General features: G+C 72.3%; 27 protein-coding genes. 14 read left to right on the top strand and 13 right to left on the bottom strand.

Translation table 11 applies throughout. The features are described 5' to 3' along the window. Window positions 1–1,232, bottom strand: a 1,232-nt coding sequence (locus tag IT347_12065) for a hypothetical protein (protein ID MCC6350312.1), incomplete at its 3' end; no start/stop codon positions are given. Window positions 1,233–1,566: 334 nt separating this feature from the next. Between IT347_12065 and IT347_12060 the strand changes: the two genes are divergently transcribed. The 8 genes from IT347_12060 to IT347_12025 all read left to right on the top strand — a co-directional run bounded on the left by IT347_12060 (window position 1,567) and on the right by IT347_12025 (window position 8,620). Continuing rightward, window positions 1,567–2,196: a MerR family transcriptional regulator gene (locus IT347_12060; protein ID MCC6350311.1), complete on the top strand. Its 630-nt coding sequence runs from the start codon at window positions 1,567–1,569 to the stop codon at window positions 2,194–2,196. Beyond that, window positions 2,193–2,516: an iron-sulfur cluster assembly accessory protein gene (locus IT347_12055; GenBank protein ID MCC6350310.1), complete on the top strand. Its 324-nt coding sequence runs from the start codon at window positions 2,193–2,195 to the stop codon at window positions 2,514–2,516. Before IT347_12060 ends, IT347_12055 begins: the two co-directional genes overlap by 4 nt. Before the next feature lie 95 nt (window positions 2,517–2,611). Next, window positions 2,612–3,406, top strand: coding sequence for a Fe-S cluster assembly ATPase SufC (gene sufC, locus IT347_12050; GenBank protein ID MCC6350309.1), 795 nt, complete (start codon window positions 2,612–2,614; stop codon window positions 3,404–3,406). After that, entirely contained in the window at window positions 3,403–4,812 is a 1,410-nt protein-coding gene (sufB, locus tag IT347_12045) for a Fe-S cluster assembly protein SufB (protein ID MCC6350308.1), read from the top strand. The genes sufC and sufB overlap by 4 nt, the downstream gene beginning before the upstream one ends. Continuing rightward, a complete protein-coding gene (gene sufD, locus IT347_12040) occupies window positions 4,809–6,152 on the top strand; it encodes a Fe-S cluster assembly protein SufD (protein MCC6350307.1) in 1,344 nt (447 codons plus the stop codon). Before sufB ends, sufD begins: the two co-directional genes overlap by 4 nt. Before the next feature lie 4 nt (window positions 6,153–6,156). After that, window positions 6,157–7,449, top strand: a complete 1,293-nt coding sequence (locus IT347_12035; GenBank protein ID MCC6350306.1) for a cysteine desulfurase — start codon at window positions 6,157–6,159, stop codon at window positions 7,447–7,449. Continuing rightward, window positions 7,446–7,847 (top strand): SUF system NifU family Fe-S cluster assembly protein, encoded by a 402-nt coding sequence (locus IT347_12030; GenBank protein MCC6350305.1) that lies wholly within the window; start codon window positions 7,446–7,448, stop codon window positions 7,845–7,847. Before IT347_12035 ends, IT347_12030 begins: the two co-directional genes overlap by 4 nt. Beyond that, window positions 7,844–8,620, top strand: a complete 777-nt coding sequence (locus IT347_12025) for a Rieske 2Fe-2S domain-containing protein (GenBank protein ID MCC6350304.1) — start codon at window positions 7,844–7,846, stop codon at window positions 8,618–8,620. Before IT347_12030 ends, IT347_12025 begins: the two co-directional genes overlap by 4 nt. A 36-nt stretch (window positions 8,621–8,656) precedes the next feature. Here IT347_12025 and IT347_12020 read toward each other — a convergent pair whose 3' ends face one another. The 4 genes from IT347_12020 to IT347_12005 all read right to left on the bottom strand — a co-directional run bounded on the left by IT347_12020 (window position 8,657) and on the right by IT347_12005 (window position 11,925). Continuing rightward, window positions 8,657–9,520, bottom strand: coding sequence for an ADP-ribosylglycohydrolase family protein (locus IT347_12020; protein ID MCC6350303.1), 864 nt, complete (start codon window positions 9,518–9,520; stop codon window positions 8,657–8,659). 19 nt (window positions 9,521–9,539) lie between these two features. Then, complete coding sequence (locus tag IT347_12015; protein ID MCC6350302.1) at window positions 9,540–10,175, bottom strand: hypothetical protein; 636 nt, start codon at window positions 10,173–10,175, stop codon at window positions 9,540–9,542. A gap of 217 nt (window positions 10,176–10,392) precedes the next feature. Continuing rightward, entirely contained in the window at window positions 10,393–10,926 is a 534-nt protein-coding gene (locus IT347_12010) for a CBS domain-containing protein (protein ID MCC6350301.1), read from the bottom strand. Window positions 10,927–11,202: 276 nt separating this feature from the next. Next, window positions 11,203–11,925, bottom strand: coding sequence for a glycosyltransferase family 2 protein (locus IT347_12005; GenBank protein MCC6350300.1), 723 nt, complete (start codon window positions 11,923–11,925; stop codon window positions 11,203–11,205). Between the two features lie 143 nt (window positions 11,926–12,068). On the opposite strand from IT347_12005, the gene IT347_12000 reads away from it, so the two are divergent. The 5 genes from IT347_12000 (at window position 12,069) to IT347_11980 (ending at window position 15,199) form a co-directional block, all read left to right on the top strand. After that, window positions 12,069–13,586, top strand: coding sequence for a glycosyltransferase family 39 protein (locus tag IT347_12000; GenBank protein ID MCC6350299.1), 1,518 nt, complete (start codon window positions 12,069–12,071; stop codon window positions 13,584–13,586). Between the two features lie 80 nt (window positions 13,587–13,666). Next, on the top strand, window positions 13,667–14,362 hold the full coding sequence (locus IT347_11995) for a hypothetical protein (GenBank protein ID MCC6350298.1): 696 nt from the start codon (window positions 13,667–13,669) through the stop codon (window positions 14,360–14,362). Further along, window positions 14,355–14,771 (top strand): NUDIX domain-containing protein, encoded by a 417-nt coding sequence (locus tag IT347_11990; GenBank protein ID MCC6350297.1) that lies wholly within the window; start codon window positions 14,355–14,357, stop codon window positions 14,769–14,771. The genes IT347_11995 and IT347_11990 overlap by 8 nt, the downstream gene beginning before the upstream one ends. A 19-nt stretch (window positions 14,772–14,790) precedes the next feature. After that, the gene (locus tag IT347_11985) at window positions 14,791–14,943 is read left to right on the top strand and encodes a hypothetical protein (GenBank protein MCC6350296.1); all 153 of its coding nucleotides are present in this window, start codon (window positions 14,791–14,793) and stop codon (window positions 14,941–14,943) included. 7 nt (window positions 14,944–14,950) lie between these two features. Next, window positions 14,951–15,199 (top strand): hypothetical protein, encoded by a 249-nt coding sequence (locus IT347_11980; GenBank protein ID MCC6350295.1) that lies wholly within the window; start codon window positions 14,951–14,953, stop codon window positions 15,197–15,199. A 14-nt stretch (window positions 15,200–15,213) separates the two neighbouring features. Here the strand turns inward: IT347_11980 and IT347_11975 are convergent, their stop codons facing one another. The 8 genes from IT347_11975 to IT347_11940 form a co-directional block, all read right to left on the bottom strand. After that, on the bottom strand, window positions 15,214–17,118 hold the full coding sequence (locus tag IT347_11975) for a GWxTD domain-containing protein (GenBank protein ID MCC6350294.1): 1,905 nt from the start codon (window positions 17,116–17,118) through the stop codon (window positions 15,214–15,216). 65 nt (window positions 17,119–17,183) lie between these two features. Beyond that, the gene (locus IT347_11970; protein MCC6350293.1) at window positions 17,184–17,804 is read right to left on the bottom strand and encodes an RNA polymerase sigma factor; all 621 of its coding nucleotides are present in this window, start codon (window positions 17,802–17,804) and stop codon (window positions 17,184–17,186) included. A gap of 113 nt (window positions 17,805–17,917) precedes the next feature. Beyond that, complete coding sequence (locus IT347_11965) at window positions 17,918–18,487, bottom strand: hydrogenase (protein ID MCC6350292.1); 570 nt, start codon at window positions 18,485–18,487, stop codon at window positions 17,918–17,920. Between the two features lie 23 nt (window positions 18,488–18,510). Continuing rightward, window positions 18,511–20,112 (bottom strand): NADH-quinone oxidoreductase subunit C, encoded by a 1,602-nt coding sequence (locus IT347_11960; protein ID MCC6350291.1) that lies wholly within the window; start codon window positions 20,110–20,112, stop codon window positions 18,511–18,513. Beyond that, window positions 20,109–21,575: a hydrogenase 4 subunit F gene (locus IT347_11955; GenBank protein ID MCC6350290.1), complete on the bottom strand. Its 1,467-nt coding sequence runs from the start codon at window positions 21,573–21,575 to the stop codon at window positions 20,109–20,111. Before IT347_11955 ends, IT347_11960 begins: the two co-directional genes overlap by 4 nt. A 5-nt stretch (window positions 21,576–21,580) precedes the next feature. Further along, window positions 21,581–22,255, bottom strand: coding sequence for a hydrogenase (locus IT347_11950; protein MCC6350289.1), 675 nt, complete (start codon window positions 22,253–22,255; stop codon window positions 21,581–21,583). After that, entirely contained in the window at window positions 22,252–23,193 is a 942-nt protein-coding gene (locus tag IT347_11945) for an NADH-quinone oxidoreductase subunit H (GenBank protein MCC6350288.1), read from the bottom strand. The genes IT347_11950 and IT347_11945 overlap by 4 nt, the downstream gene beginning before the upstream one ends. After that, window positions 23,190–25,232: a hypothetical protein gene (locus tag IT347_11940; protein MCC6350287.1), complete on the bottom strand. Its 2,043-nt coding sequence runs from the start codon at window positions 25,230–25,232 to the stop codon at window positions 23,190–23,192. The genes IT347_11945 and IT347_11940 overlap by 4 nt, the downstream gene beginning before the upstream one ends. Window positions 25,233–25,468: 236 nt before the next feature. On the opposite strand from IT347_11940, the gene IT347_11935 reads away from it, so the two are divergent. Then, window positions 25,469–26,245 carry a glucose 1-dehydrogenase gene (locus IT347_11935; GenBank protein MCC6350286.1) on the top strand — a complete coding sequence of 259 codons (777 nt, stop codon included), beginning with the start codon at window positions 25,469–25,471 and terminating at the stop codon, window positions 26,243–26,245. Window positions 26,246–26,260: the final 15 nt, after the last annotated feature.

Here is a 26,260-nt window from a genome sequence, read left to right as displayed (position 1 = left end):
GTGAATGCGCCGTTCTGGCTGCACGCGCCGGTGTACTCGACGAGGCCCTGATTGGTCACCGCGCCCGTGAAGTCCGAGCTCGCCATCTGCAGCGTCGCGCCCGCCTCGACCACGGCCGGGGCGTTGATCGTGCTCGAGGTCATCTGCACGGTCGTGCCGCCGCTGATCGTCAGCGTGGACGGCCCGTTCACGATCGAGGTCGTGCCGTCCAGATGCGCCATGCTGCTGGCGATCCCGCTCGTCAGGTTGAGCGTCGAGTTGAGCAGCGCGATGGTGCCCGCGCCGCCGAACGTGCCGCCATTGTAGAAGTAGTTCATGCCGGCGCCGCCGGCGACCACGCCCTGCAGCGTCAGGGTACGGCTCGCGGCGACGTTGATCGTGCCGGTGGTGGTCCACGACGGCGTCGTGCCCGAGAGCACGACCGTGTAGTTGCCGCCCGTCACGTTGATCGTGCCGCTGTTCGTGCAGTCGGTCGACGCCCGGTTGGTGGACAGCGCCTGCGAGACGTTGATCGTGCCCTGGTTGTCGTACTGGGCGTGCAGGTTGCGCGCACCGCCGGAGCCGGCGAGCGCGTTGATCTGCGCGCCGGGGGCGTTGACGAGCGTTCCGGCGGTGAGCGTCAGCGTCGCCGCGGTGGCGGCGCCCGAGCTGGTCAGCTCGATCGTCGCGTTGTTCGTGAAGCCCGTCGCCACGGTGAGCTGGCCGTTCGCCGCGGCCGTGCCCGAGATGCGCAGCATCGAGCCACCGACCGTGGTCAGCGCGCCGCTCTGCGTCGAGGTGCCGGTCACGACGAGCGTGCCGCTGTTCGAGAGGGCTTGCGCGATCGAGGTGGATGCGAGGTTGAAGGTGCCCTCGTTCGCGATCGCACCGGCGCCCGTCACGCTGCAACTCGTCCAGTTCGCGACGCACTGCGCGCCGAGCGTGACGGGGCTCGAGAACGTGAGCGTGCGCGAGACCGCGGTCAGGGTCTGGGTACCGGACGCCGAGCCGTTCACGCGCAGGCCGGCGATCGAGACGTTCTGGTTGACGGTGATGGTGTACGTGCCCGGCAGGTCGACCACCGCCGTGTCGGTCGCGGTCGGGAGGTTCGCGGGCAGCCAGTTTCCGGGGACGTTCCAGTTGCCTCCGGCGGGGTTGTTCCAGCGCAGGGCCGCTGCATTGGTAATGGAGGGGGCCAGAATGGCGGCGAGCAGCAGGAAGGGTGTGGCGAAACGCAGTCGGCGGCACGACATCAGGGGCCTCGTGGAGATGTGGGAGACGAGGTGCGGGTACGCCCTCCCCGCTGGGCAAGCGGCGGAAGAGGTCTGAGGGCGGCAAATTCTCCACCAGGCGGCCGGGCGGCTTCAAGATCCGAGTTGGGCCGGGCGCTTCTTTCGCGGCCTCCGCCAACTCCCTGCGGGCGTTGGCCGTGCCTCCCGGTCGGGTCCCAGGTTCGGGTGTCCGAACGGACCCTGGACCGGCCGGCCTTCTTCCGAGCCAGACATCGAGATTGCAGGGCTGGCACGTTGACGCAGCGGCCACGAACCCCGTAGGTTCCGGGTGGACTCTAACGTTAACGTAAGGGTTATGGGCGCCACCTCACAGACCATCACGACCGACCGGCAGGGGCTCCTCCGCGTCGGCGACATCGCCCGGGCAACCGGCAAGACCGTCCGCGCCATCCGTCTTTACGAAGAGCTCGGTCTGCTCAAGCCGGCGACGCGCTCGAGCGGCGGGTTCCGGTTGTTCGACGCCTCGGCCGTGGATCGCGTGCGCTGGATTGATTCGCTGCACGGCCTGGGCTTTTCGCTGCAGGAGATGCGCGAGGTGTTGCGCAACTGGTGGACGGCGGATCGGGGTCCGGCGGCGATGGCGGACCTGCGCGAGTTGTTCCAGCGCAAGCTCGCGCAGACGCGCGAGGCGATCCACCGCCACCGCCGGCTCGAGACGGAACTGGAGGAGGGGCTGCGATACCTTGAGACGTGCGAGAACTGCGATGCGCCGGGTCCGGTGCACGCATGCGTGAATTGCCAGCAGGACCACGGCGTCGTCTCCGCACCGTCGCTGGTCGTGGGGATCAGGAGCACCCCTGACGGCGCGCCGCGAACGAGCAGGCCCGCCTTCGTGCGGGTCGAGGGCATGAACGAAACGGCCGCGGGCTCCATGCCCGGCACCGAGGCCGCCGGAACCGCTTCACGAAAGGAGCAGTCCAGATGATCACGCTGACGCCCATCGCCGCGACCAAGGTCCAGGATCTGCTCGCGCAGCGCGGGACACCCGAGATCGGACTGCGCATCGGCGTGCGCGGGGGCGGCTGCTCGGGCAACTCCTACTTCATGGAGTTCTGCGAGGCGGAGTCGCCCGGTGACGAGGTGCTCGAGGCGAACGGCGTGAAGCTCTACGTGGACCTGAAGAGTGCCGTACTGCTCGGAGGTACCGAGATCGATTACGTCGAGGGCCTCATGGGCGCCGGATTCAAATTCAACAACCCGAACGTGAAGCACAGCTGCGCCTGCGGCGAGAGCTTCTCGGCCTGATCCCACACGACGACGCGCCGCACGCGCTCCACGCCGGAGCCGCTCGCGCCGCTCGCGAACGCGCGACCTTCGAAGGACGCGGGGAAACCGACGACATGAGCAACACTCCCGAACTGGTGGTGAAGGACCTCCACGTCTCCGTGGAGGGCAAGGAGATCCTCAAGGGCCTCTCGCTCGAGATCGCGAAGGGCGAGATCCACGCGCTGATGGGTCCGAACGGCTCGGGCAAGAGCACGTTCGCGAACACGCTGATGGGCCACCCGAAGTACGAGGTGACGTCGGGCGAGATCCTGTTCCGCGGCGAGAACGTCCTCGAGATGGAAACCGACGCACGCGCCCGCGCGGGCCTGTTCATGGCGTTCCAGTACCCGGTCGCGATCCCGGGTCTGACGTTCGCGAACTTCCTGCGCGCCGCGCTCAACGCGCGCATCGCGCCGACGGCCGGCGAGGACGGCAAGATGCCGAAGAAGAAGGGCATCCCCCCGAAGGAGTTCCGCGAGCTGCTGCGTCAGAAGATGGCGCTGCTCAAGATGGACGAGAAGTTCGCGAACCGGTACCTGAACGACGGCTTCTCGGGCGGCGAGAAGAAGCGCGCCGAGATCCTGCAGATGGCGATCCTCAAGCCGGTCATCGCGATCATGGACGAGACGGACTCGGGGCTCGACATTGACGCGCTGCGCATCGTCTCGGAGGGCGTCAACACGCTCGCCGGCCCCGACATGGGCGTGCTCGTCATCACGCACTACAACCGCATCCTCAATTACATCAAGCCGCACCGGGTGCACGTCATGAAGGACGGCCGCATCGTCACGCACGGCGGCCCCGAGCTGGCGCTGGAGCTCGAGGCGCGCGGTTACGACTGGGTCCGCGAGGAGGTGGGGACGCGATGAGCACGGAACAGAACCTCGACCTTCGCGAAGGTTACGCGGAGAAGTACGGCTTTCACGACGAGAGCAAGCCGGTCTTCAAGTCCCGCAAGGGGCTCGACCGCGGCATCGTCGAGGAGATCTCGAGGATGAAGGGCGAGCCGCAGTGGATGACGGACTACCGCGTCCGCGCGCTCGAGATCTTCGAGAAGAAGCCGCTGCCCACGTGGGGCGGCGACGTCTCGACCATCGATTTCCAGGACATCTACTACTACGTGAAGCCGACCTCCGAGGAGGCGAAGTCCTGGGAGGACGTGCCCGACGACATGAAGCGCACGTTCGACAAGCTCGGGATTCCCGAGGCCGAGCAGAAGTTCCTGGCCGGCGTCGGCGCGCAGTACGACTCGGAGGTCGTGTATCACAAGATCAAGGAGTCGCTCGAGAAGCAGGGCGTCATCTTCCTGTCGTGCGACCAGGGCCTGAAGGACCACCCCGAGCTGTTCAAGCAGTACTTCGGCACCGTGATTCCGTCCTCGGACAACAAGTTCGCGGCGCTCAACAGCGCCGTCTGGTCGGGCGGCTCGTTCATCTACGTGCCCAAGGGCGTGCACGTGGACGTTCCGCTGCAGGCCTACTTCCGGATCAACACCAAGGACATGGGCCAGTTCGAACGCACTTTGATCATCGTGGACGAGGACGCCTACGTGCACTACGTCGAAGGCTGCACGGCGCCCATCTACTCCAGCGACTCGCTGCACTCGGCGGTCGTCGAGATCATCGTCAAGAAGGGCGGCCGCTGCCGCTACACGACCATCCAGAACTGGTCGAACAACGTCTACAACCTGGTCACCAAGCGCGCCGTCGCCTACGAGAACGCGACCATGGAGTGGGTGGACGGCAACCTCGGCTCGAAGCTCACGATGAAGTACCCGGCGATCTACATGATGGAGCCGGGCGCTCACGGCGAGGTGCTGTCCATCGCGTTCGCCGGCAAGGGCCAGCACCAGGACGCCGGCGCCAAGGCCGTCCACTGCGCGCCGAACACCTCGAGCAAGATCATCTCGAAGTCCATCAGCAAGGACGGCGGGCGCGCCGGCTATCGCGGCCTGGTCAAGGTCGTGAAGGGCGCGACCGACTGCCGCTCGACCGTGAACTGCGACGCGCTGATCCTCGACGAGGACTCGCGCTCGGACACCTACCCGTACATGGAGATCGAGGAGGACAAGGTCACGATCGGCCACGAGGCCACCGTCTCGAAGATCGGCGACGAGCAGATCTTCTACCTGACGAGCCGCGGCATTCCCGAGGAGGAAGCCGCCGCGATGATCGTGGCCGGGTTCATCGAGCCGATCGTGAAGGAGCTGCCGATGGAATACGCGGTTGAAATGAACCGGCTGATCCAGCTTCAGATGGAGGGCTCGGTCGGATGACGCCCGCCACCCCGACGGTCCAGACCCGATTCGAAGCCGCCTGGGCGGAGTGCGCCGCCGGGCACGCCCGCGAGGCCCGCGAGGGCGCGTGGGCGGCGGAGCGCCGCCGCGCCGCGGCCGGCACGCTCTCGACCCTGCGTCCGCCACGGCGTGACGAGGAACTCTGGCGCCGCACCGACTTCGCCGCGCTGGAGCAGGCCCTGCCGGGGCTCGATCCGTGCGTGACCGGACCCGGCGCCCGCAACGTGGACGACCTGCCGGCGGCGGTGATCGAGCGCATCGCGGCCGAGGCGGGCAACCTCGCCCTCGTCGTCCAGCGTGACGGGGGCACGATGTTCGAGCAGACCCATCCCGCGCTGGCGCGCCAGGGCGTGACGGTGTGCTCGTTCGATCGGGCGACGCGCGAACACGAGGCGCTGCTCGCCGGCCGCTACGGCTCGCTGCTGCACGACGACTACGACTGGTACGCGGCACTGAACGCCGCGATCCATTCGGGCGGGGCGTTCGTGCACGTGCCCCGGGGCGTGCGCGCGGCGCTGCCCATTCGGCTCTTCCACTGGCTGAGCGGCGCCGGCGTGGTTTCGGCCCCGCGCTCGCTGGTGATCCTCGAGGAGGGAGCCGAAGCGACGGTGATCGACGAGCAGCTTTCCGAGCCGGCGGAAGGGGCGGCGTTCCATTGCGGCGGCACCGAGGTGTTCGTCGGCGCGGGAGCGAAGCTGACGTTCGCCTCGCTGCAGGACTGGAGCCGCAACGTGTTCCACTACTCGAACGCGCGTGCCGACCTGGCGCGCGACGCCGAACTGCAGTGGATCCAGGTCATGGTCGGCGGCCGCGCCACCAAGGCGAACGCGTGGTTCAACCTGAACGGACCAGGCGCGCGCGCCTACGTGCACGGCTTCATGTTCGGCGACCAGCGGCAGCACTTCCACCTGCACACGCTGCAACGCCACCTGCAACCCAACTGCACCAGCGACCTGCTCATCAAGGGCTGCCTGAAGGACAAGGCGCGCAGCGTCTACCAGGGATTGATCCAGGTGGCCGAGGGCGCGCAGAAGACCGACGCCTACCAGGCGAACCGCAACCTGCTGCTCTCCGACCAGGCGCGCGCCGACAGCATCCCGGGACTCGAGATTCTCGCCAACGACGTGCGCTGCACCCACGGCGCCACCATCGGCTACGTCGAGCCCGAGCACCTGTATTACCTCATGGCGCGCGGGCTGCCGCGGATCGAGGCCCAGCGGCTGATCGTGGAAGCGTTCTTCGAGCCCGTGCTCGACCGCATTCCGCTCGAAGCGGTGCGCGACCGGCTGCGCGACGAGATCGCGCGCAAGATCGGCTGACGCGATGAACGCGACGCGAACGGGAGCGGTCGCCGGCCCGCAGGACGCGCCGGCGGCCGCCGCGTTCGACGCGGCCCGTGTGCGCGCGGACTTCCCGATCTTCACCACGCCGCGCGAAAAGCCGCTCGTCTATCTCGATTCGGCCGCGACCTCGCAGAAGCCGGAGGCGGTCCTCGAGGCGATGGACCGCTACTACCGCACGTGCAACGCGAACATCCACCGCGGCATCTATCGGATCGCCGAGGAGGCGACGGCGCTCTACGAGGACGCGCGCCGGCACGTCGCCGGGTTCGTCAATGCCGCGAGCCCGCGGGAGATCGTGTTCACGCGCAACAGCACCGAGGCGATCAACCTCGTGGCGCACGCGTGGGGACGGACGTTCCTGAAGGACGGCGACGCGATCGTCCTGACGCCCATGGAGCACCACTCGAACCTCGTGCCGTGGCACCTGCTGGCGGCCGGGCGAAAGGTGGAGCTGCGCTTCATTCCCATGACGGCCGACGGCCAGCTCGACCTGGACGCGCTGCCCGGGCTGCTCGCCGACGGCCGGGTCCGGCTCGTTTCGTTCGTGCACGTCTCCAACGTGCTCGGCACGATCAACCCCGCCGCCGAGATCGCGCGCATCGCCAAGGAGCGCGGCGCGACGGTGCTGGTGGACGCCTCGCAGAGCGCCGCGCACATGAAGCTCGACGTGCGCGCGCTGGGCGCGGACTTCGTCGCGTTCACCGGCCACAAGATGCTCGGCCCGACCGGCATCGGCGCGCTGTGGGGCCGCCGCGAGCTGCTCGAGGCCATGCCGCCGTTCCTCGGCGGCGGCGAGATGATCCGCGAGGTCTCGCTGACGTCCTCGAAGTGGAACGAGCTGCCGTGGAAGTTCGAGGCCGGGACCATGCCGATCGCCGAAGCGGCCGGGCTGGGCGCGGCGGTGCGCTATCTCGAGGCGCTCGGCATGGAGCGCGTCTTCGCGCACGACCGCGAGCTGGTGACCTACGCGCTCGACCGGCTCGCCGGGGTGCCGGGCCTGAAGGTGCTGGGCCCCTCCGCCGAGCGGCGCGGCGGGCTGGTCGCGTTCACGATGGACGGCATCCACCCGCACGACGTGGCCACCGTGCTCGACCAGCGCGGCGTGTGCGTGCGCGCGGGGCACCATTGCGCGATGCCGTTGCACGAACAGCTCGGCGTTCCGGCCTCGGCGCGCGCGTCGTTCCATTGCTACTCGCAGCGCGACGAGGTGGACGAACTGGTCGCCGGCCTGCACGAGGCGCGGCGCGTGTTCGTCCGGCGGGGGAGCGCATGAACGACCTGTTCCGCGAGAACATCCTCGAGCACTACCAGCACCCGCGCTGCCAGGGCACGCTCGAGGACGCGGATCTCTCCTGCGAGGACGCCAATCCGCTGTGCGGCGATCGCATCCGCATGGACGTGAAGCTGGATGGCTCGCGCATCGGTCAGGTGCGTTTCTCGGGCCACGGCTGCTCGATCAGCCAGGCCGCGGCCTCCATGCTGTGCGAACACGTCGAGGGCAGGACGCTCGACGAGGTGAAGAAGCTGACGCGCGAGGACGTGCTCGAAATGCTCGGCATCGAGCTCGGGCCGGTCCGGCTCAAGTGCGCGCTGCTGGCGCTGAAGACCCTGAAGTCGGGCATCTATGGGACCGCCCCGTGGCCCGGTGAAGACGAGGATGGTTCGTCGTGAGTGACGCTCTGGGATTCGTGACGGTCGCCCGCACCGGCGAGATCGCCGTGGGCGGCGTCAAGGTGACGCAGGTGTACGACACGATGGTGGCGGTGTTCCGGCTCGACGACGGTTTCTGGGCGATCGAGGACATCTGCACCCACGACGGCGGTCCGCTGGCCGAGGGCACGCTCGAGGGCGCGATCATCGAGTGCCCGCGTCACGGCGCGAAGTTCGACGTGCGCACCGGCGCGGTGAAGTGCCTGCCTGCCACCCGGCCCGTTCCGGCCTACGCGGTGCGGGTCGTGGGCGACGACGTGCAGGTGAGCCTGGATCCGGCCGCGCTGGCCGCCTCCCCGGTCAACCCGCATACCGGCGAACGCACGCCCTGGGTGGAGCCGGTGGCGGCCGCGTCACCCGCGGCCTCCGCCCCGGGCGCGGCCGCGGACGCGGCGCCGCCGCCCCGCAAGCCGGTCGGGCCGCCCGAGTTCTCGAGCATGCCGTCGCAGCAGGAGATGGCCGTGCGCTCGGCTCTCGAGACGGTGATGGACCCCGAGATCAACCTGTCGGTCATCGATCTCGGACTGGTGCGCGAAATCCACTTCCTGCCGCAGCGCACGTTCGTGCGCATGATGCTGACGACGCCGTTCTGCCCGTACGCGCCGCAGCTCATCGCCGACGTGAAGGCGGCCGCCGAGAGCGTCGTGGCGCAGCCCTGCGAGGTCGAGCTGATGCCCGACCCGTGGAGCCCGGACATGATGCCCGACCCGGGATTGCTGGGTTTCACGTACTGAAGGCGGCGCCTTCGGGAAGGCCCGGCCGCCCCGCGCTCAGCCTTCCAGCGCGCGCGGCAGCGGCTCGCGCATCCGCAGCCACTCCGGCGGGATGCGCGGATCGAGCAGCGCGGCGAGTCCGCCGACGATCGCGCCGAGCGCGTCGTGCGCGCCGGGCTTCTCGCACGCCATGGTGACCGCGCGCTCGAAGTTGCGGCCGTGCCGCGCGACCACCCACAGGCAGAACGGCACCGTGTCCACGCTCGTGAGCTGTCTTCCCGTGCCGAGCGCGGACGCCGCACCGTCGAGGTCCGCGGCCGGGTGCCGGACCGCCGCCTCGATGCCGGCGCGCGTGCGACTCTTCGGCAGGCCCGCGACGATCGCGCGCAGCAGCGGGTCGCCGCGCGGAGGGTCGGGCGTCGCCAGCATGGCCGCGGCGACGGCCACCGCGACCGCCCCGACGCGCCCCTCGAGATGCGAGTGGGTGACGACCGACGAGCGGTCGATCTCCATCGCCGCCCGCGGTGGATCGCCCGCGAAGAACGCGCCGACCGGGGCCGCGCGCTGGGCCGCGCCGCTTCCGTAGGAGCCCTGCCCGCCGAACAGCGACGGCGCGATGGTGCTCCAGTGCTCGCCGGCGAGCAGCCCTTCGAGCACCGCGACCGCGCCGACCGCGTAGCCGCGGTGCCGCTCCTGGCCGTAGCGGCGCGCCAGCGCCGTCGCCAGCGTGTCGGGATCGAGCGCGCCCCTGGCGAGCAGCGCCTCGACCACCGACAGGGCCGTGTGCGTCGCGTCGGTCCACGGCCACGAGCCCGGATCCCCGCCGACCGGCATGCGGAACGCGCGCAGCACCCGCGACTGGCCGTACGCGTCGCCCACGGACAGTCCGCGAAGACTGCGCAGCGCTTCGGCGCGGCCCATCGCGCGATTCCTCCCTCCGCTAGTGGAAATTCCAGCTCAGGCCGGTGTTGAACTTGAGCTGGCGGAAATGGCTCACGCCGTGGTGTTCCAGCTCGACGAAGTTCGACAGGCGCTGGTTCATGGGGAACGTCACGCCGCCGTGCAGCGTGTAGCCGCCACGCACCGTGGAGTTGTGCTGGTTCGCGGCCTGAAGCTGCGACGAGCTGACCTTGTCCGAGAGGAAGTGCACCGCCATGCCGGCGCCGACGTACGGTTCCCAGTGCTCGCGGCGGAACGTCCAGCGCACCTGGCAGCCGAGGGTCGCGTCGTTGCGCGTGGTCTTCAGGTCGTAAATCGTGACGCTGCTCGTGTTCTGCCACATCTCCACCGCCGGCATGATCTCGATGGCCGGCAGAAGCGCGCTCGAGCGCAGGCGCAGCCGCAGGGCGATCCCCGAGAACGAGCTCTGTCCCTGCTGGAACACGGTCGAGGTCATGACGTCCACTCCCGAGACGCCGCCATGCTCCTCGGCGGGAATCGCGGCCGGCGTCGCGGCCGGCGTGGCCTGCCCGGGAACCGGCGTCGAAGGATCACCGCCCTGTGCGAGCGAGGCGGCCGGGAGCGACACGACGAGGACGAGAGCGAAACCGATCACGGCGGACGGGCGAATGCGCACGATGTTCCTCCTGTGGGGTACGAACGGGGACGGGGCACACTGTAGTGGAGTTTCCGGGATCGGGCATCAGCCGGCGTGGAACGACTCGGAAGGGCGACGGCCCGATCCGATTCACGGTCACGCGACAGCGCCCCGGTGGGAGTCCGACCGGGGCGCTGCCGATGACGGGTTTGCGGTCGTGTGTCGAACGAACACGGGTCCGAAGCGGACCCGAGACTCAGGAGGCGCTCGGCTCCGCCAGCTGCTCGTCGAGCTCCAGCAGGTCCACCATCGTCTTGAAGATGTCCGATTCGGTCACCACGCCCATGAGCTCGCCGGCGGGGGAGACGACGGGCAGCCCGGAGACCCGGTGCTGAACCATCAACCGGGCGGCTTCCTTGAGGCTCGAATCCGGCGCGGTGGTCACGACCTCGCGGGACATGGCCCGCTCCACCTTGAGCTGTTCGGTCAGATAGCCGAGCTCCGTGCGATTGAGCGTCGAGACCTCGGACGGCCCCGCGCCCCGCACGTCGCCCAGCGTCAGGATGCCCACCAGCCGGCCGTTCTCCACCACCGGCAGCCGGCGCAGGTTGTGCTCGCGCATCAGCAGGTGCGCAGCGGTCAGCGAGCTCGAGGGGTCGGTGCAGACCGCGGGCGCCGACATCAGGTCCCGCACCTGGAGGGCACCCAGCCAGGAGATCTTGTCGCGACCCTGCTCGGGCCGCGGGTCCATCAGGCTCGCGATGGCGTGCTGGAGTCGGGCGGCATTCATGGGTCACCTCGGGATTTGGGAGTTCAGGACGCCCGCGCCGCGCGCGCGGGGCGTCGGGGTTCGGCGGAACGGCAGGCCGTCGTCGTGGCCGCCACGACGGCATCGGGCGGCGACCCGGACGACGGCGCGATCATGGCCAGCGACCGTCGTTCGAACAAATAGAAAGTTGCGTTCGCATGCATCGGGAATCCCGATGGAAGCCGCCATCGCTCCGCGGGCGCTTCGAGCCGTGTCCGGCGGGCCGGTCCGTGGGACGACCGCGGCGCCGACCCGAGGTCAGCCGCGGCCGTCGCGGACGCGGTAGCGGACGAGCCGCGAGCGCAGCCACAGCACGCCGTTCAGGTCGGCCAGCCCGCGCCACAGGCGGTTTCCGACGCCGTACTTGGAGACGCCGTGCCGGCGGGGGCGGTGGGCCAGTTCGACCTCGGCGAAGCGCGCGCCGCGGAACACGCACAACGCGGGCAGGAAGCGATGCACGCCGACGAACATCGGCAGGCCCTCGAGGGCTTCGCGGCGGTAGGCCTTGAACGAGCAGCCGATGTCGGTGACCGGATCGCCGAGCACCGCCCGGCGCACGCCGTTGGCGACGCGCGACGAGACGCGCCGCATCCACGAGTCGTTCCGCTTCGCCCGGATCCCCGAGACGACGTCGGCGTTCGCCAGCGCGGCGAGCAGCTTCGGCAGGTCGGCCGGGTCGTTCTGCAGGTCGGCATCGAGCGTCACGACGATGTCGCCCCGCACGCGCGAGAGTCCGGCGGCCAGCGCCGCGCTCTGGCCCGCGTTCTTCTCGAGCACCAGCGGCACGAGCCGCGCGTCGCGTCCGGCCTCGGCGGCGAGGGCCCGGTCGCTGCCGTCGGTGCTGCCGTCGTCCACGACGATCAGCTCCCAGGTCCGCCCGATCGAGCCGAGCGCGGTGCGCAGTTCGGACAGCAGCGGGGAAAGGTTCTCGGCCTCGTTGTAGGCCGGAACGACGACCGAGATCTCGGGGCGCGGGTCCATGGCAGGCGGCGGAGAATGCCCGTCGCGCCCCCGCCGGGCAAACCGCGCCCGCACGGCCCCGGCCGGCCTCGCGGCGCTTGCCCGCCCGGGCGCAGGACGGCAGGATGCCGCGTCGCCCGCGCTGCCGCACCTCCGGAGGTGTCTTGACCGCACACGAAGTTCCGTCCGCGCGCGCTCCGGTCGCCGCCGGACCGCTCGCGCTCGTCGCGCTCGCGGTTCTCGCCGCGCACGCCCTGTCTCTCACGCAGTACGGCTGGTTCCGCGACGAGCTCTACTACCTGTCGTGCGCGAAGCGCCTGGCGTGGGGCTACGTGGATCAGCCGCCGCTCTCGATCGCGCTGCTCGCGCTCGTGCGCGCGCTGGCCGGGGACTCGCTCGCGGCGCTGCGCGCGGTGGCCGCGCTGGCCGGCGCCGGCGTGGCGCTGCTGGCGGGGTGGTTCGCGCGCGAACTCGGGGGTGGCCGCTTCGCGCAGGTCCTGGCTGCGGCCGCCGTCGGATTCGCGCCGCTGCTGCTAGGAGCCGGGCACTACTGGTCCATGAACGTGTTCGACTTCGGCTTCTGGCTCGCGGGCACGTTGTTCGCCCTGCGGGCGCTTCAGCGCGGCGCGCCGCGCGACTGGCTGGCGCTCGGCCTGGTGCTCGGGCTGGGACTGCTGAACAAATGGAGCGTCGCCTGGCTCGGCGCCGGCATCGCGGTGGCGCTCGTCGTCACGCCCGCACGGCGATCGCTCGCGACGCCGTGGCCGTGGCTCGGAGCCGCGCTCGCGGGCGTGATCCTCGCGCCGAACCTGGCGTGGCAGGTCGCGCACGGCTGGCCGACGCTCGAGTTCGCCCGCAACGCCTCGGCGCACAAGATGCGCGCGCTCGAGGCCGTTCCGTTCGCCGTGGACCAGCTGCTGGCGCTGGGGCCCGGCGGAGCGCCCCTGTGGATCGCGGGGCTCGCCGCTTCGCTCGCCCGGCCGCGCTGGCGGCCGCTGGCGATCGTGTGGCTCGTGACGCTCGCGATCCTGCTCGTGAACGGCAGCGCGCGCGCCGAGTACCTCGCGCTCGCCGCGCCGGCGCTGTTCGCGGCCGGAGCCGTCTGGTGGGAGCGACGCGGCGGCCTCGCGCGCGCGATCGTCGCCGTGCTGCCGTTCGTGTTCGCCCTGCCGCTCGTGCCGTTCGCGCTGCCCTGCCTGCCGCCCGCGCGATTCATGGCCTGGCAGCGGGCGCTTCGGTTGGAGCCGCGCAGCGAGGAGCGCCACCGCATGGGCGCGCTGCCGCAGCACTGGGCCGACATGTTCGGCTGGCCGGAGATGGCGGACTCGGTCGCGCGCGTCGCCGCGACGCTGCCCGCCGCGGAGCGCGCCCGGGCCATCGTCGTCGTCGGCAACTACGGTGAAGCCGGCGCGCTCGAGCGCTTCGGCGCCGGCCGCGTGCCGGCGATCGCCTGCCAGCACAACAGCTGGTTCTACTGGCCGCCCGCCTGGGACGGGGGCACCGCGATCTTCGTCGGGCGCGACAGCGCCGGGGTGGCGGGCGAGTTCCGCTCGGTCGAGGTCGCGGGCGTCGCCGGACACCCGCTCGCGATGCCTTACGAACGGGACCTGCCGATCGTGATCGGTCGCGGGTTCACCGGCGACTATCGCGCGGCGTGGCGCGAAGGAAGGCACTTCGAGTAGCCGCGACAGCCCAGCCGGGCAGTGCGTCCGCGAGTCGGGTCATTGACCGCGCCCCGCCGAATCCTGTTCACTGCCGCGCGATGCTTCGGCTCGCGTCGCTCATCGAACGGCTGGCCAGGGCCGCCCGCAGGATCGGGCGCGAGGGCGCCGCCATGGTGGCCACGCCGCTGCACGCTCCACGCGCCGCGCGGCGGCGCCGGCCGTCGGGGCCCGCGCCGGCGCGCCGCCGCAGGCCGCGTGTCCGGCTGCTCGAGCAGACGGCGCTGGACCTGGGTCCGCCGCGGCCGCGCTGGACGTTCTCGCGCCTCGCCGAACGTTCGCCGCACAAGGCGCGCATGCTCGAACACCTCGAGTTCACGCGAAGGTTCTTTCCCGAGCTGGAGGGTGTGACCATTCATGTCGGGCTCGCGCAGAAGCGCGGCGTGCTCGGCTGGGGTTCGATGGACCCGGAGCGGCCCGGGGTATGGATCCGTCCGAGGCGGCTTTACCTGTTCACGATCGCGCACGAGTTCACGCACTTGTTGCAGGCACGCGGGCTGGTGCCGCGCGGCGAACGTTCGTGCGATCTGTTCGCGCTCGCCCGCTCGTCCATGCTGGTGGATCACGCGCCGAGCTACCTGAAGTTGCCGCGCGCGCTGCGCCGTCCGAAGCTGCGGCCGGGCCAGGCGCGGCTGCTCACCGACTGCGCGCGGCTCGCGCTCGCGGCCCGCGAGGCGGGCGACCGGCGCTACCTGCAGCGCTTCGAGCGGCTCCTCGAGGAGGCCGTGCTTGGCTGAAGCGCGCGCGACGAAGCGCGTGCGCGTCGTCGCCGCGGTGGTCTGGGACGGCCCGCGGCTGCTGATGACGCAGCGCCCACCCGGCGGACCGCTCGGCCTGCAGTGGGAGTTTCCCGGCGGCAAGCTCGAACCGGGTGAATTGCCCGAAGCGGCTCTCGTCCGGGAACTGCGCGAGGAGCTGGGCGTCTCCGCGTCGGCCCACGAGACGCTCGGCGTTCATTCGCACGACTACCCGCACGGCGTCCAGGTGGACGTCGTGTTCATTCGCTGTACGCTGGAGTCCACGTCGTTCACCCCGAGCGGCGCCGTGAACGCGTCGCGCTGGGTGGAGCCGCGCGAGGTGTCGCTCGCGGAGGTGCTCGAGGGCGACCGCGAATTCCTGATGGGCCTCGGGGCCCGTGCGCAGTAGAGCCGAGAAGGGGTGACTCATGGTCCTGCCGGACGGAATCAAGTTCCTGAGCCTCGGCTGGTGGGTGCTGCACGCGATCGCCTTCCTGCTGGTCTGGCAGTTCGGCTACAACAAGGGCCGCGCGGACGAGAAGCGCGAGTGGCGCGCGCGGGAGATCGAGAAGGGAAGGTAGGTGCGAGATGGACGAAACGCCCCGCTACTGGTTCCGGGCGAAGCGCTACGGCTGGGGCTGGGGGCCGCCGCGGACCTGGCAGGGGTGGGTCGTGCTCGCGGTGTTCTTCCTGCTTCTCGGCGCCGACGCGCTGCTCTTTCCGCCCGATCGGGAGATCGGCTACTTCCTGGGCCTCTCGCTGGCCATCGTCGTCGGGCTGCTCGTCGTGGTCTGGCGGACGGGCGAGCCGCCGCGCTGGCGCTGGGGCGGCGACTGAGCGCATGCCGCGTCTCAGTTCCGGCGCTCGAAGCGCGCGACCGCCTTCGCGACCGCGTCGGTCGCGAGGTCGCGGACGATGACCTCGACCTCGTAGCGTCCGGGCGGCAGCCCGCGCACGGGCACGCTCAGGAACTGGCGGCGCATCGCGCCCGCCGTGCTTTCGCCGCGGCTCATCGCGATCGGCGGCGGCGCTTCGCGCGGCGTGAGCGCCCGGCTCAGCCAGCCGCGCCGGTCGGTGGGCACGGGTCTCACGGTGCAGTCGTAGACGAAGTTCGCCTCGCCCCGCGGAGAGAGCGCGAGGTGGTAGATCTCGAAGTAGGCGTTCAACTGATCGCCGCCCGCGGGAAAGAGCCCCGTCTCGGGCTCGAGGCGCACGCCCGAGCCCGGCACGACGCTCTGCGAGGGCGGGCTGCAGGTGACGACGAGATCGCTGAGCTCGAGCGCGCCCGTGGGCGGCGCCACGATCAGGTCGCGATGCGCGACGCCGCGACGGCCTTGCCCGTCGCTCACCTGCATCGCGACGCGCCAGCGGCCCGGCGAGAGCGATGGCGCGAAGCTCGCCGAGCGCGCCGCGTCCGCCCGGCAGGCCGAAGGAGACATCGGGGACTCCTCGCGGAGCACGGGCGCGAAGGCGCTGTCGAGCACCGCCCAGCCGACCGTGAAGCGGTCGTCCGGTCCGCCGGGCGCCTCCGCCTGCGCGAGCAGGTTCGTCCGTTCGCCCCCGTGGAACCGCGCGAGCGCGAGCCGAGTGTCCAGCGCCTCCACGCCCGGCGGGAGCCGGTGAAAGACCGCCCAGCCGCGGTGCACCGCGTCCACCTCGCCGTGGCGCTCGAGCGAGTCGGGGAAGGCCTGCGCCCAGGTCGGCCAGCCCGAAACGCGCTCGCCGTAGCCGAAGTAGCGCGAGCCGGAGCCCATCCACAGCCGCATGCCGAGCCGCAGGTAGGACCAGGTCGTCCAGTCGCCGTTGTGGAGACGTTCGGGTTTCGAGATCGGGTTCAGCTCCACGGCGTCGGGGCGCCCGAAGCGGACGTAGTACTGTGCGCGCACGTCCCACTCGCCGGGCCGCGACGTGCCGTAGAGCGCGCAGGCCTGCGTGACGCGCGCCCAGTACTCGAGGCGCGCTTCGTTCGCCGCCGTCACCGGGTCGGGGTCGGCCTGCGCCCAGAAGCGTTCGGTGAATCGTGCGCGCGCGTCGGGCTCCAGTTCCTCGAAGCCCTCGACGATCCACGGCGGAAGCAGCGGGCCGATGTCCTCGTAGCGATGCCGCACGGGTGCGGGCAGCCGCGGCACCGACGCCCGGAACAGGCGGTCGGCGGTTTCGAGGTCGCCCGTGTCCTGCGCGAGCGCCGCCAGCATCACCTGCGCCGCGGCGTCGCCCGGCGACAGGCGTGCCGCGAAGGCCGCGGCGCGGAACGCGCCTTCGCTCTCGCCCGCGTCCACGAGCAGCGGCACCATCTCGAGCCAGATCGCGGCGTTCGCGGAGTCGAGCCGCGCGGCGCGCGCGAGGCACAGGAGCGCCCGATCGCGCGAGATCTCGTCCTGGAAGAGCAGCCATTCACGCCGACACACGCGACCGGCGAGCGTCCACGCGCCCGCCCCGGCCGAATCGGAGCCGGTGAGCCGTTCGGCGACCCGCCGCGCGTTCGTGAGCAGGTCGGCTTCGAGGTAGAGCTGGCCGAGCAGCAGCGCCACGTCCGTTCGTGACGGGTCCAGCAGGGCCGCGGCTTCGAGTTCGGCCCGCGCGAACTGGCGCTGTTCGTGCGAGCCCGCGGCGATGCGCCGGCGCGCGGAGTCGAAGAGCGCCTGGGCACGCCCGCTCCGGGCCGCGGCGGTGGGCGGCGCGGCGACCACGAAGAGGGGAAAGGCGCTCAACGTGGCGGCGAACGCGAGTGCACGGATGAACGACCGGTGCTTCATGGCGGCCTCCTGCTCGCCCGGCGACCGGATTGCACTCCCGGCACCCGCCCGGGTCAACGGCGATTTTAGGCGGGGCCGGGCCGTCCGGACTGCGGGCCGCCGCACTCGCAGTCGAGGCAGCCGTGCGTCGCGCAGGTGCCGCAGCTCGCCTCGAGGCTGCGGCGCAGCGCCTGCCGCGCCCGGTGCAGCCGCACGCTCGCGTTGTTCGCGGTGATCCCCAGCTCGCCCGCCACCTCCGCGACGGGGCGTCCCCCGAGGTCCACGCGCCGGACGACCTCGGCGTACTCGGGCTTGAGTGTGGGCAGGAGCGATTCGAAGCACCGGCACACGGTCGCGAGCAGCCCGGGATCCTCGGCGATCGCGTCGTCGTCGCCCGCCCCGGGGTCGAGCACGCGCGCTTCGCGTCCCCGGCGACGCCAGTGATCCACGAGGGCGTTGCGCAGCAGACGGTAGAACCACGCCACCGCGCTCTCCTCGTCGCGGATCGCGCCGCCGCGCTCGAGCGCCTTCACGAACGCGGCCTGCAGCACGTCCTCCGCCACGGCGCGGTCGCGGAGCCGGGCTTCGAGGAACGCGAGGAACTCGCGATGCGCGAGCACGAGCCGCGCGATCACCTCGGGCGAGGCGGGCCGGAGCGCGGCCGCGGGCGATGCGGCTTCGGACTCGTTCGCGTCGGAAGGGTTCATGCGGCCGACTGTAAGGCCGGCACGCGCCTCTCGTCAGGCCGGCCGCCTCCGCGGGCGTACGGGGGATCCGAAGGCGGCGCACGTTCGGGCGCTCCGGGCGGGCCGCGCCCGCGTCAGCCGGCGATGCGGTTGCGCACGCTCTCGCGGCCGAGCGCCTCGAGCAGCGCCGAGAGGATCGTCGCCGGGCGCGGCGGGCAGCCGGGAATGAACACGTCCACCGGCGCGATCCCGCCCGCCCCCCGGTGGACCGCGAAGGAGTCGCGACAGAAGCCGCCGTCGCAGGCGCAGTCACCCACCGCGATCAGCAGCCGCGGGCGCGGCGTGGCCTCGTCGGTCAGCCGCACCGCCTCTTCGAGATGGCGGGTGACGGGGCCCGTCACCAGCAGGCCGTCGGCATGGCGGGGCGAGGCGACCAGGTCCACGCCGAAGCGCTGCAGGTCGTGGAACGGGTTGAGCAGCGCGAGGAGTTCGCTCTCGCAGGCGTTGCACGAGCCGGCATCGAGGTGGCGCAGCTTCAGCGAGCCGCGAAACAGCCGCCGAACCTCGGTCCGCAGCGCCTCGCCCAGCACGCGCACCTCACCCTCGGGCTCGTGCGGAGCGGCTTCGAGCCCGGCGGGCAGCGACACGGCCGGCCGGCCGGCCTGGCTGCCGAGCTGCAGCGAACGGATCAGCGATTCCCACATGCCGTCGGATCCTCCGTCACGCCCTACTTGTCGGTGCACGCATAGCAGAGGTTGAAGCTCTTGTTGATCAGCGGAAAGTCGGGAACGATGTTGCCGGGCATGACGTGCGCGACCGCGGGCCAGATCGCGTGCGAGGCCGAGCGAACGCGCCACGAACCGATACGACCGTGCGCGTCGGCGCGCAGCCAGTGCGAGGCGAGCCCGCGCGGGGACTCGACGAGCCCGAAGCCCCAGCGGCCGGGCGGCAGCTCGCCCAGGTGCTGCGCGATCGGTCCGCCGGGAAGGCGCAGGATCATCTGGTCCACCAGGTTCAGCGACTCGTGCACTTCCGCGAGGCGCTGCTCGTAGCGCGCGTGCACGTCGCCGGCCTGGCGGCCGACGACCTGGAAGTCGAGGTCGCGGTAGAACGCGTACGGATGATCGCGGCGGCCGTCCATCGCGAGCCCGCTGGCGCGCGCGGCGACCCCGGTGACGCCGAGGTCGCGCGCCACCCCGCCCGGCAGCACGCCCGTGCCCACGAGCCGGTCCATGACCGAAGGGTTCGCGGTCGCGAGCTGGCTCGCGCGCTGAACCTCGGCGCGCACCTCGGCGAGCGTGCGGCGCAGCCAGAGCTGCTGCGTGTCGTCGAGGTCGCGGGCGACCCCGCCGGGCACGCACACGCCGCGCAGGAAGCGGTGCCCGAACAGCGCGTCGCACGCCTGCTGGACGACCTCGCGCTGGCGCGCCAGGTCGGCCGCACCGACCCGCCAGGCGACGTCGGTGAGGATGCCGCTCATGTCGAGCAGGTGGTTCGCGATCCGTTCGAGCTCGCCCGCGAGCGAGCGCAGCGCCCGACCGCGCTGCGGAACCGGGGCGCCGGCCAGCTCCTCCGCCGCGAGGCAGAAGCCGAGGGCGTGCGAGTAGGCGCAGGTGCCGCACAGCCGCTCGGCGATCTCGAGCCCGCGCGTCAGGCTCGCGCCCTCGGCGAGCTTCTCGAGCCCGCGCCACGCCCAGCCGAGCTTGAGATCGAGCTTGAGGACCGCCTCGCCGACGCTCGAGAAGCGGAAGTGCCCGGGCTCGATCACGCCGGCGTGGATGGGACCGACCGGAATCTCGAAGACGCCTTCGCCCTCGACCGGGACGAACGAGAACCTCGGCGGCCAGGCGACGTCCGCGGGCGGCGAAAAATCCCGACGCAGCGGGTGCATGCCCGCCGGCCAGCCGTCGTGCCCGACGAGCGGGCCCGGGGACGGGTGCCCGGCGGGCGTCACGCCGAGAAGCTCCGCCAGCTCGCGTTCGCACCAGTGGGCGGCGTGCACGGTGGTGGTGACGGCGGGGTAGGAGGGCGCGTGCTCGGGTACGGCGCCGACCAGCGTGAGGATCGCGTCCTCGGGCGCCATCGAGAACATGACGTGAAGGCGGAAGCGTCCCGCCTCGGCGCGTTCGTCGAGCGCGAACATCGTCAGGAACGTTCCGCCCCACTCGTTCGCGACGGCGCCCGCCACCTCGGCCAGCCGTTCGGCGGGGAGCACCACGAGGTGCTCGCGCATCGAGGTCCGGTCGGCGTCGATCACCGCGCCGGCGAAGCGGTCGCGAATGCCCCGCAGCGCCCGATCGAGCGGAAACAGCTCGCCGGCGATCGTCACGGGCGCACCACCTTCGTGGCCTGCTCGATCAGCGCCCGAAGCGGCGCCGGCAGGAACACCCCGAGCACGAGCAGCGCGCCCGCGAGCGCCCACATCGGCGCGTGCGACGCGGCCGGCAGCGGGTCGGCGAAGTCCTCGCGCGGCCGGCCGAGCAACATGCGCGTCCAGTGAAAGGCGAGCCCCAGGAACGCGACGACCAGGGCGACCAGCGCGACCCGCGCGCCGGCGCCATGGCGGCTCGCGAATCCGCCCGCGAGCGCCAGCCACTCCGAGACGAACGTCGCGGCGGGCGGCATGCCGACGAGCCCGATGCCGGCGACGAAGAGCAGCGCGCCGAGCGCCGGACTCGCCGTCAGCACGCCCGGAACATGATCCATCCGGCGCGAGTGGGCGCCGCGGCCGAGGCTGCCCGCGAGCAGGAAGGCCAGCGCTTTCGCGAAGGACTGGGCGAGGAGATGGAACAGTCCCGCGAACACGGCCAGCGGCGTTCCGAACCCGATCGCCAGCGTGACGAGGCCGGTGTGCTCGATGCTCGAGTAGGCGAGCAGGCGCTTGTACTCGCCCTGCACCAGCAGGAAGGGCACCGCCATCACCACCGAGAGCGCGCCGAAGAACGCGAACAGTCCGCCGGGCCACGCCGGCCCCGCGCACGCCGCGGCGATCGCGAAGAACCGCAGCAGGGCCGACAGCGAGGTCGCGAGCAGCGCGGTGGACATGAGCGCCGCCACCGGCGCGGGCGCCTGGCTGTAGGCGTCGGGCAGCCACCAGTGCATCGGCGCGAGGCCGGCCTTGGCCCCGTAGCCGGTGAGCGCGAACAGGAACGCCAGCTTCACGAAGCGCGGATCGAGCTGGCCGGCGGCGTCGCGCAGGCGCGTCCACTGCAGCGCGACCCCCTCCTCGCCGAAGATCCGACCGGCCGAATAGTAAAGGAGCACCGTCGCCAGCAGCGCGAGCGAGATTCCGACCGAGCACAGGATCAGGTACTTCCACGCCGCCTCGACCGCTCCGGGCCGCCGGTAGTAGCCGACGAGCAGGGCCGAGACGAGCGTCGCGCCCTCGATCGCGATCCACATGAGCCCGAGGTCGTTCGCCGCGGTCGCGAGCAGCATGAACGCCAGCAGCGCGAGCAGCAGCGCCTCGTAGCGGCCGGCGGGCCAGCGCGCGTCCGTCCGGTCGCGCCCGGCGACGAACGGCATGTAATGCGCTCCGTACCAGGCGCACGGCAGGGCCGTTCCGGCGACGGCGAGCGCGACCAGCGCGACCAGCGCGTCGGCGTGCAGCCAGCCGTGCGCGGCCGTGAAGGCGCCGCCGCTCAGCACCCGGCCGCTCAGCGCGAGGGCGGCCGCGAGCGTCGCGGCGGCCGCGGCGATCGCCAGGCGCCGCGGCCACGGCGAGCCGCCGAGCAGCAGGCAGGCGGCGCCGGCGAGCGGGGCGGGCAGCAGCAGCGGCAGGAGCCAGGCCATCGCGCTCAGCCCTTCAGCGAGGTGAGCCGCGTCGTGTCGGAGTCGCCCAGCGTCTCCTCGATGCGGCCGACGAACAGCCCGAGCAGCGCGACGCCGACCAGCAGGTCGAGCAGCACGCCCATCTCGACGAGCAGGGGCATGCCGTAGGTGAGCGAGACGGCGGCGAGGAAGATGGCGTTCTCGACGATCACGAGCCCGACCACCTGCATGAGGGCGCGCCGGCGGCTGACCATGAGGAACAGGCTCACGAGCGTGACCGCCACCGACACCGGCAGGCAGGAGGCGAGGATGCTCGAGCCGGCGCCGAACAGCGCGCGGGTCTGGCTGAACGCGATCACCACCAGCGCGCCGCACGCGAGCATGCCGGCCGGCACGCCCATGAACGGCTCGGCGAGCGTGTCGCCGCCGGCGCGCTGCACCTGTCGCCGCAGCAGGACCGGGATCGCGAGCGCCTTGCCGGCGAACACGAGAATCGCGGCGAGCGCGATGTGCCGCGAGCCGGTGACCACGGCGACCACCGCGGCGATGAGCCCGAGCGCGATCGAGTTCCACTGGTAGGCGGCGATGGCCGCGCGCTGGCGGCGCTGCGCGGCGGCGTACAGCGCCGAGAGCAGGAACGCCCCGGCGAGCAGGTTCACCGTGTTGCTGCGCGGCAGCCAGTCGGGAAAGGACAGGTTCATCCGCGCCCCAGCGTGTCGGAGGCCAGCGCGATGAGCGCGAGCAGGAACGCCATGCCGAGGAACTCGGGCACCCGGAACAGGCGCATCTTCGCGGTCAGCGATTCCGTGAGCGCGACGACCACCGCGAAGACCGCGAGCTTGCCGAGCCAGGCCAGCAGCGCGACGCCGAGCGCCCTCGGCTCGAGCGAACCGGCGATGCCCCACGGCAGGAACAGGTTCGCCACCAGCGTCAGCAGCACCAGCTGGCGCACCGACGCCGCCCACTCGAGCAGCGCGAGATGGTGGCCCGAAACGTCGAGCGCCATGCCCTCGTGGATCATGGTGAGCTCGAGGTGCGTGTCCGGATTGTCCACCGGCCCCCGGCCGGTCTCGGAGACGACCACGATCCACACGGCGGTCAGCGCCAGCAGGTGCGACGGCGACAGCCACGCCGCCGGCGCCGCGACGACGGCGGCGGCGATGCCGGCGAGGTCGGTGCTGCGGGCGTTGAGCGCGAGCGTGAAGACCGCGAGCATGAGCGCCGGTTCGGCGAGCGCCGAGAGCGCCAGGTGGCGGCTCGCCGACATGCCGCCGAACGTCGTGCCGGCCTCCATCGCGAGCAGCGCCAGCAGCACCCGCATCGCCGCGAGCAGCGCCACGGTCATGACGAGGTCGCCCGCGAACCCCATCCCGGGCCGCGTCGTCAGCACCGGGGTCCAGGTGCACAGCGTGAGCGCGGCGCCGAGCATGAGGTAGGGCGCCACCCGCGCCAGCGGCGAGGCGTGCTCCGAGAGGACCGTTTCCTTCCCGGGCAGCTTGAAGAGGTCGCGGTAGCGCTGCAGCACCGGCCGGCCGCGGCGCATTTGCAGCCGCGCCTCGAGGCGCGCGACGACGCCGCCCCACAAGGGCGCCAGCGCCACCAGCAGCGCCGTCTGCAGGACGAGCACGCCCGCGTTCATCGGGACCACAGCAGCAGACCCACCAGCGTCGCCAGCAGGTAGGCCAGGTAAAGGTGGAGGCTGCCGGTCTGCAGGCGGCGCGCCTGCTCGGAGGTCCACAGGACCGTCTGCACGAACGGGCGGTACAGCCACTGCTCGAAGACCGCGGGCAGGGCCGAGCGGTAACGCAGGCGGCGCCCGAAGTAGGGCGAACCCTCCTCGAGCACCTCCACCTCGCGCCGCGCGCGCAGCACCGGTTCGAAGACGAGCCGCAGCGGCTTGGTCAGTCCGAGCGCGGTGTACTGGGCGCGGGCGTCGGGGAGCGTGCCGCACGTCCACGACGGGGCCCGCCGCAGCGCGCGCCGCTCGCCGCGCGCGACGCGCAGGGCCGCCAGCGCGAGCAGCGCGAACAGGCCGATCAGCAGCGCCACCACCGCGGGCGCGATGCTCGCCCCGCCGGCCAGCCCGGGCAGGAGCGAGAAGCCCGCGTGGCCGGCGAGGCTCGCGGCGTCGAAGCCAGGCAGCAGCGCGGCGAGCGGCGCCGCCAGCGTCAGCGTCATCAGCGGCGCGGCGACGCCCCAGGCCACCGGCAGCGCCGCGAACGCCAGCAGCGCCGGCGTGACGAGGCCGGGCGCATCGCCCGCCGCCGCCGCCGCCGCGCCGCGCGGCCGGCCGAGGAACGCGATGCCGTAGAGCTTGACCAGCGCCGCGACCGCCAGCGCGCTGGCCAGCGCCAGCGCCGCTCCCGCGAACGGCGCCAGCAGCCGCAGCTGCCCGGCGCCCGCCGAGTAGCCGAGGATCAGCGACTGGAACAGCAGCCATTCGCCCGCGAAGCACGGCAGCAGCGGCAGGCCGCAGAGCGAGAGCGTCGAGACGAGCGCGGCCAGCGAGGTCCGCGGCATGCGGCGCGCGAGCCCGCCGAGCTGGTCGAGCTGGCGCGAGCCGCCCGCGTGCGTCGCTTCGCCGACCGACAGGAAGGCGAGCGCCTTGGCGAGCCCGTGGCCGACCGCGTGGTAGAAGGCGGCCGCGAGCGCGACGCCCGCGATCGCGCGCTGGCCCGCCCCGGCGAGCAGCGCCGCGAGCCCGACCGCGAGCGCGAGCACGCCGGTGTTCTTGAGCGTGGACCAGGCGAGCAGACGCTTGGCGTCGGGCTCGACCGCCGCGTAGAGCGCGCCGGTCAGCATCGAGGCGATGCCGGCGACGACCATCACCGTCCCCCAGTGCGGCGGGGGGGCGCCGGGCATCGCCCACGCGAAGCGCAGCAGGCCGTAGAGCCCCGCCTTGACCATGACGCCCGACAGCATCGCCGAGACCGGCGCGGGCGCCTCGGGATGGGCCATCGGCAGCCAGACGTGCAGCGGCACGAGCGCGAGCTTGACCGCGAAGCCGGCGGTGAACCACCAGCCCAGGCGTGCCGCTTCGGCCACCGGCAGCCGCGCGTACGCCGCGGCGAGCGCCTCGAACTGGAACGAGCCCGCCCGCGCCGAGAGCGTGAACAGCGCCAGCGCGATGCAGGCGGCGCCGGCGTGCGAGAGGGCGAGATAGACCCACGCGGCGCTGCGCCCGCGCGAGCTGTGCGGATCGTGCGCGACGAGCGCCGCCGACAGCAGCGTCATCGCCTCCCACGCGACGAGGAAGAGCAGCGCGTGCCGCGCGCCGAAGGCGGCGAGCAGCGCGAGCGCGAAGCCCGCCTGCAGCGACAGCCGCGCGGACGCGCCCCGATCGGTGCCGAGCGGCGCGTGCGCGGCGAACGACACCGCTCCGACCGCGCCGAACAGCACCAGGAACGGCGCCGAGAGCGCGTCGGCGGCGAGCGTGAACGGCTGGCCGGGAAAGCCGGGCCACCAGGCGAGGGCCGGCGCCTCGGCTCCCGCGAGCGCGCGCAGGCCGGCCGCGGCGGCGAAGGCGCAGGCGGCGGCCGCGATGGCGCGCGGCGCGGCGTGGCGCAGGGCGCGCGGAAGCGCGGGCGCGAGCGTGGCGACCACGGGCAGCAGCAGCGCCGCCACGAGTCCCCACACCGCGAGCGCCAGCAGTGCGCCGTCGAGGCCGGGGAGAGACATGAACCGTCCGTGGTCGGGGTCTCTGCGGCCGCGCCGGGGGGTCGGCCCCGCGCGCGGCGTGGGCGTGAACGTGTCGGCGCATTGGAGCACGCGGGGCGGAAGCCGGGCAAGGCCCGAGCGGCGGACGCCACGGCGCCCGCGCAAGGGCCCGGCCGCTGGCGGCCCGCCGCGCGCCCGGGCTAGGCTGCGCGCGCTCACGACGCCGGATCCCGATCCTTCACATTGAGGAGGCGAGCATGACGCAGCCGCGGCGATTCGCGGGCCGGACGGTGCTGGTGACCGGGGCGAGCAGCGGAATCGGACGAGCCTGCGCGCGGGCGCTGGGCGCCGAGGGCGCGAACGTGGTGCTCGCCGGGCGGCGGCGCGAGCGCCTCGACGAGGTGGCGAACGAGCTGGCCGCTGCCGCGGGCGAGACGCTCGTCGTGACCGGCGACACGCGCGACGCGGACGCCTGCGCGGCGTGGGTGAGCGCGGCCCTCGCGCGGTTCGGCGCGCTCGACGGGCTCGTCAACGCGGCCGGCGTGCTCGGCAACGGCACGGCGTTCGCGACGCCCCCCGAAGAATGGTCGCGAGTGATGGACGTGAACGTGACGGGCGTCATGCAGCTGACCGGCGCCGCCGCCGATGCGCTGAAGGCGCGCAAGGGCGCGATCGTCAACCTGTCGTCGGTCGCGGGCATCCGCCCCTACGCGAACCTTGCGGCCTACTGCGTGAGCAAGGCGGCGGTCGAAATGTACACGCGCTGCGCGGCGCTCGACTTCGCGCCCTTCGGCGTTCGCGTGAACGCGGTGGCGCCGGGCGTCGTGGTGTCCGAGCTGCACACCGTGACCGCCGCGGTCGCCGACTACCCGGCCTTCCTCGAGCGCGGCAGGGTCACGCACCCGATCGGCCGCGTGGGCACGGCGGAGGAGGTCGCGGCGCTGGTGCTGTACCTGCTGAGCGAGCAGGCCGGCTGGATCACGGGCGCGAGCATGTCCATAGACGGCGGTCGAGCGCTCGCCAGCGCCCGCTGAGGGTTGCCCGCCGGT

It is taken from the genome of Candidatus Eisenbacteria bacterium (assembly GCA_020847735.1).
Lineage (GTDB): Bacteria > Eisenbacteria > RBG-16-71-46 > RBG-16-71-46 > RBG-16-71-46 > CAIXRL01.
This window is presented reverse-complemented; position numbering and strand designations above follow the sequence as displayed.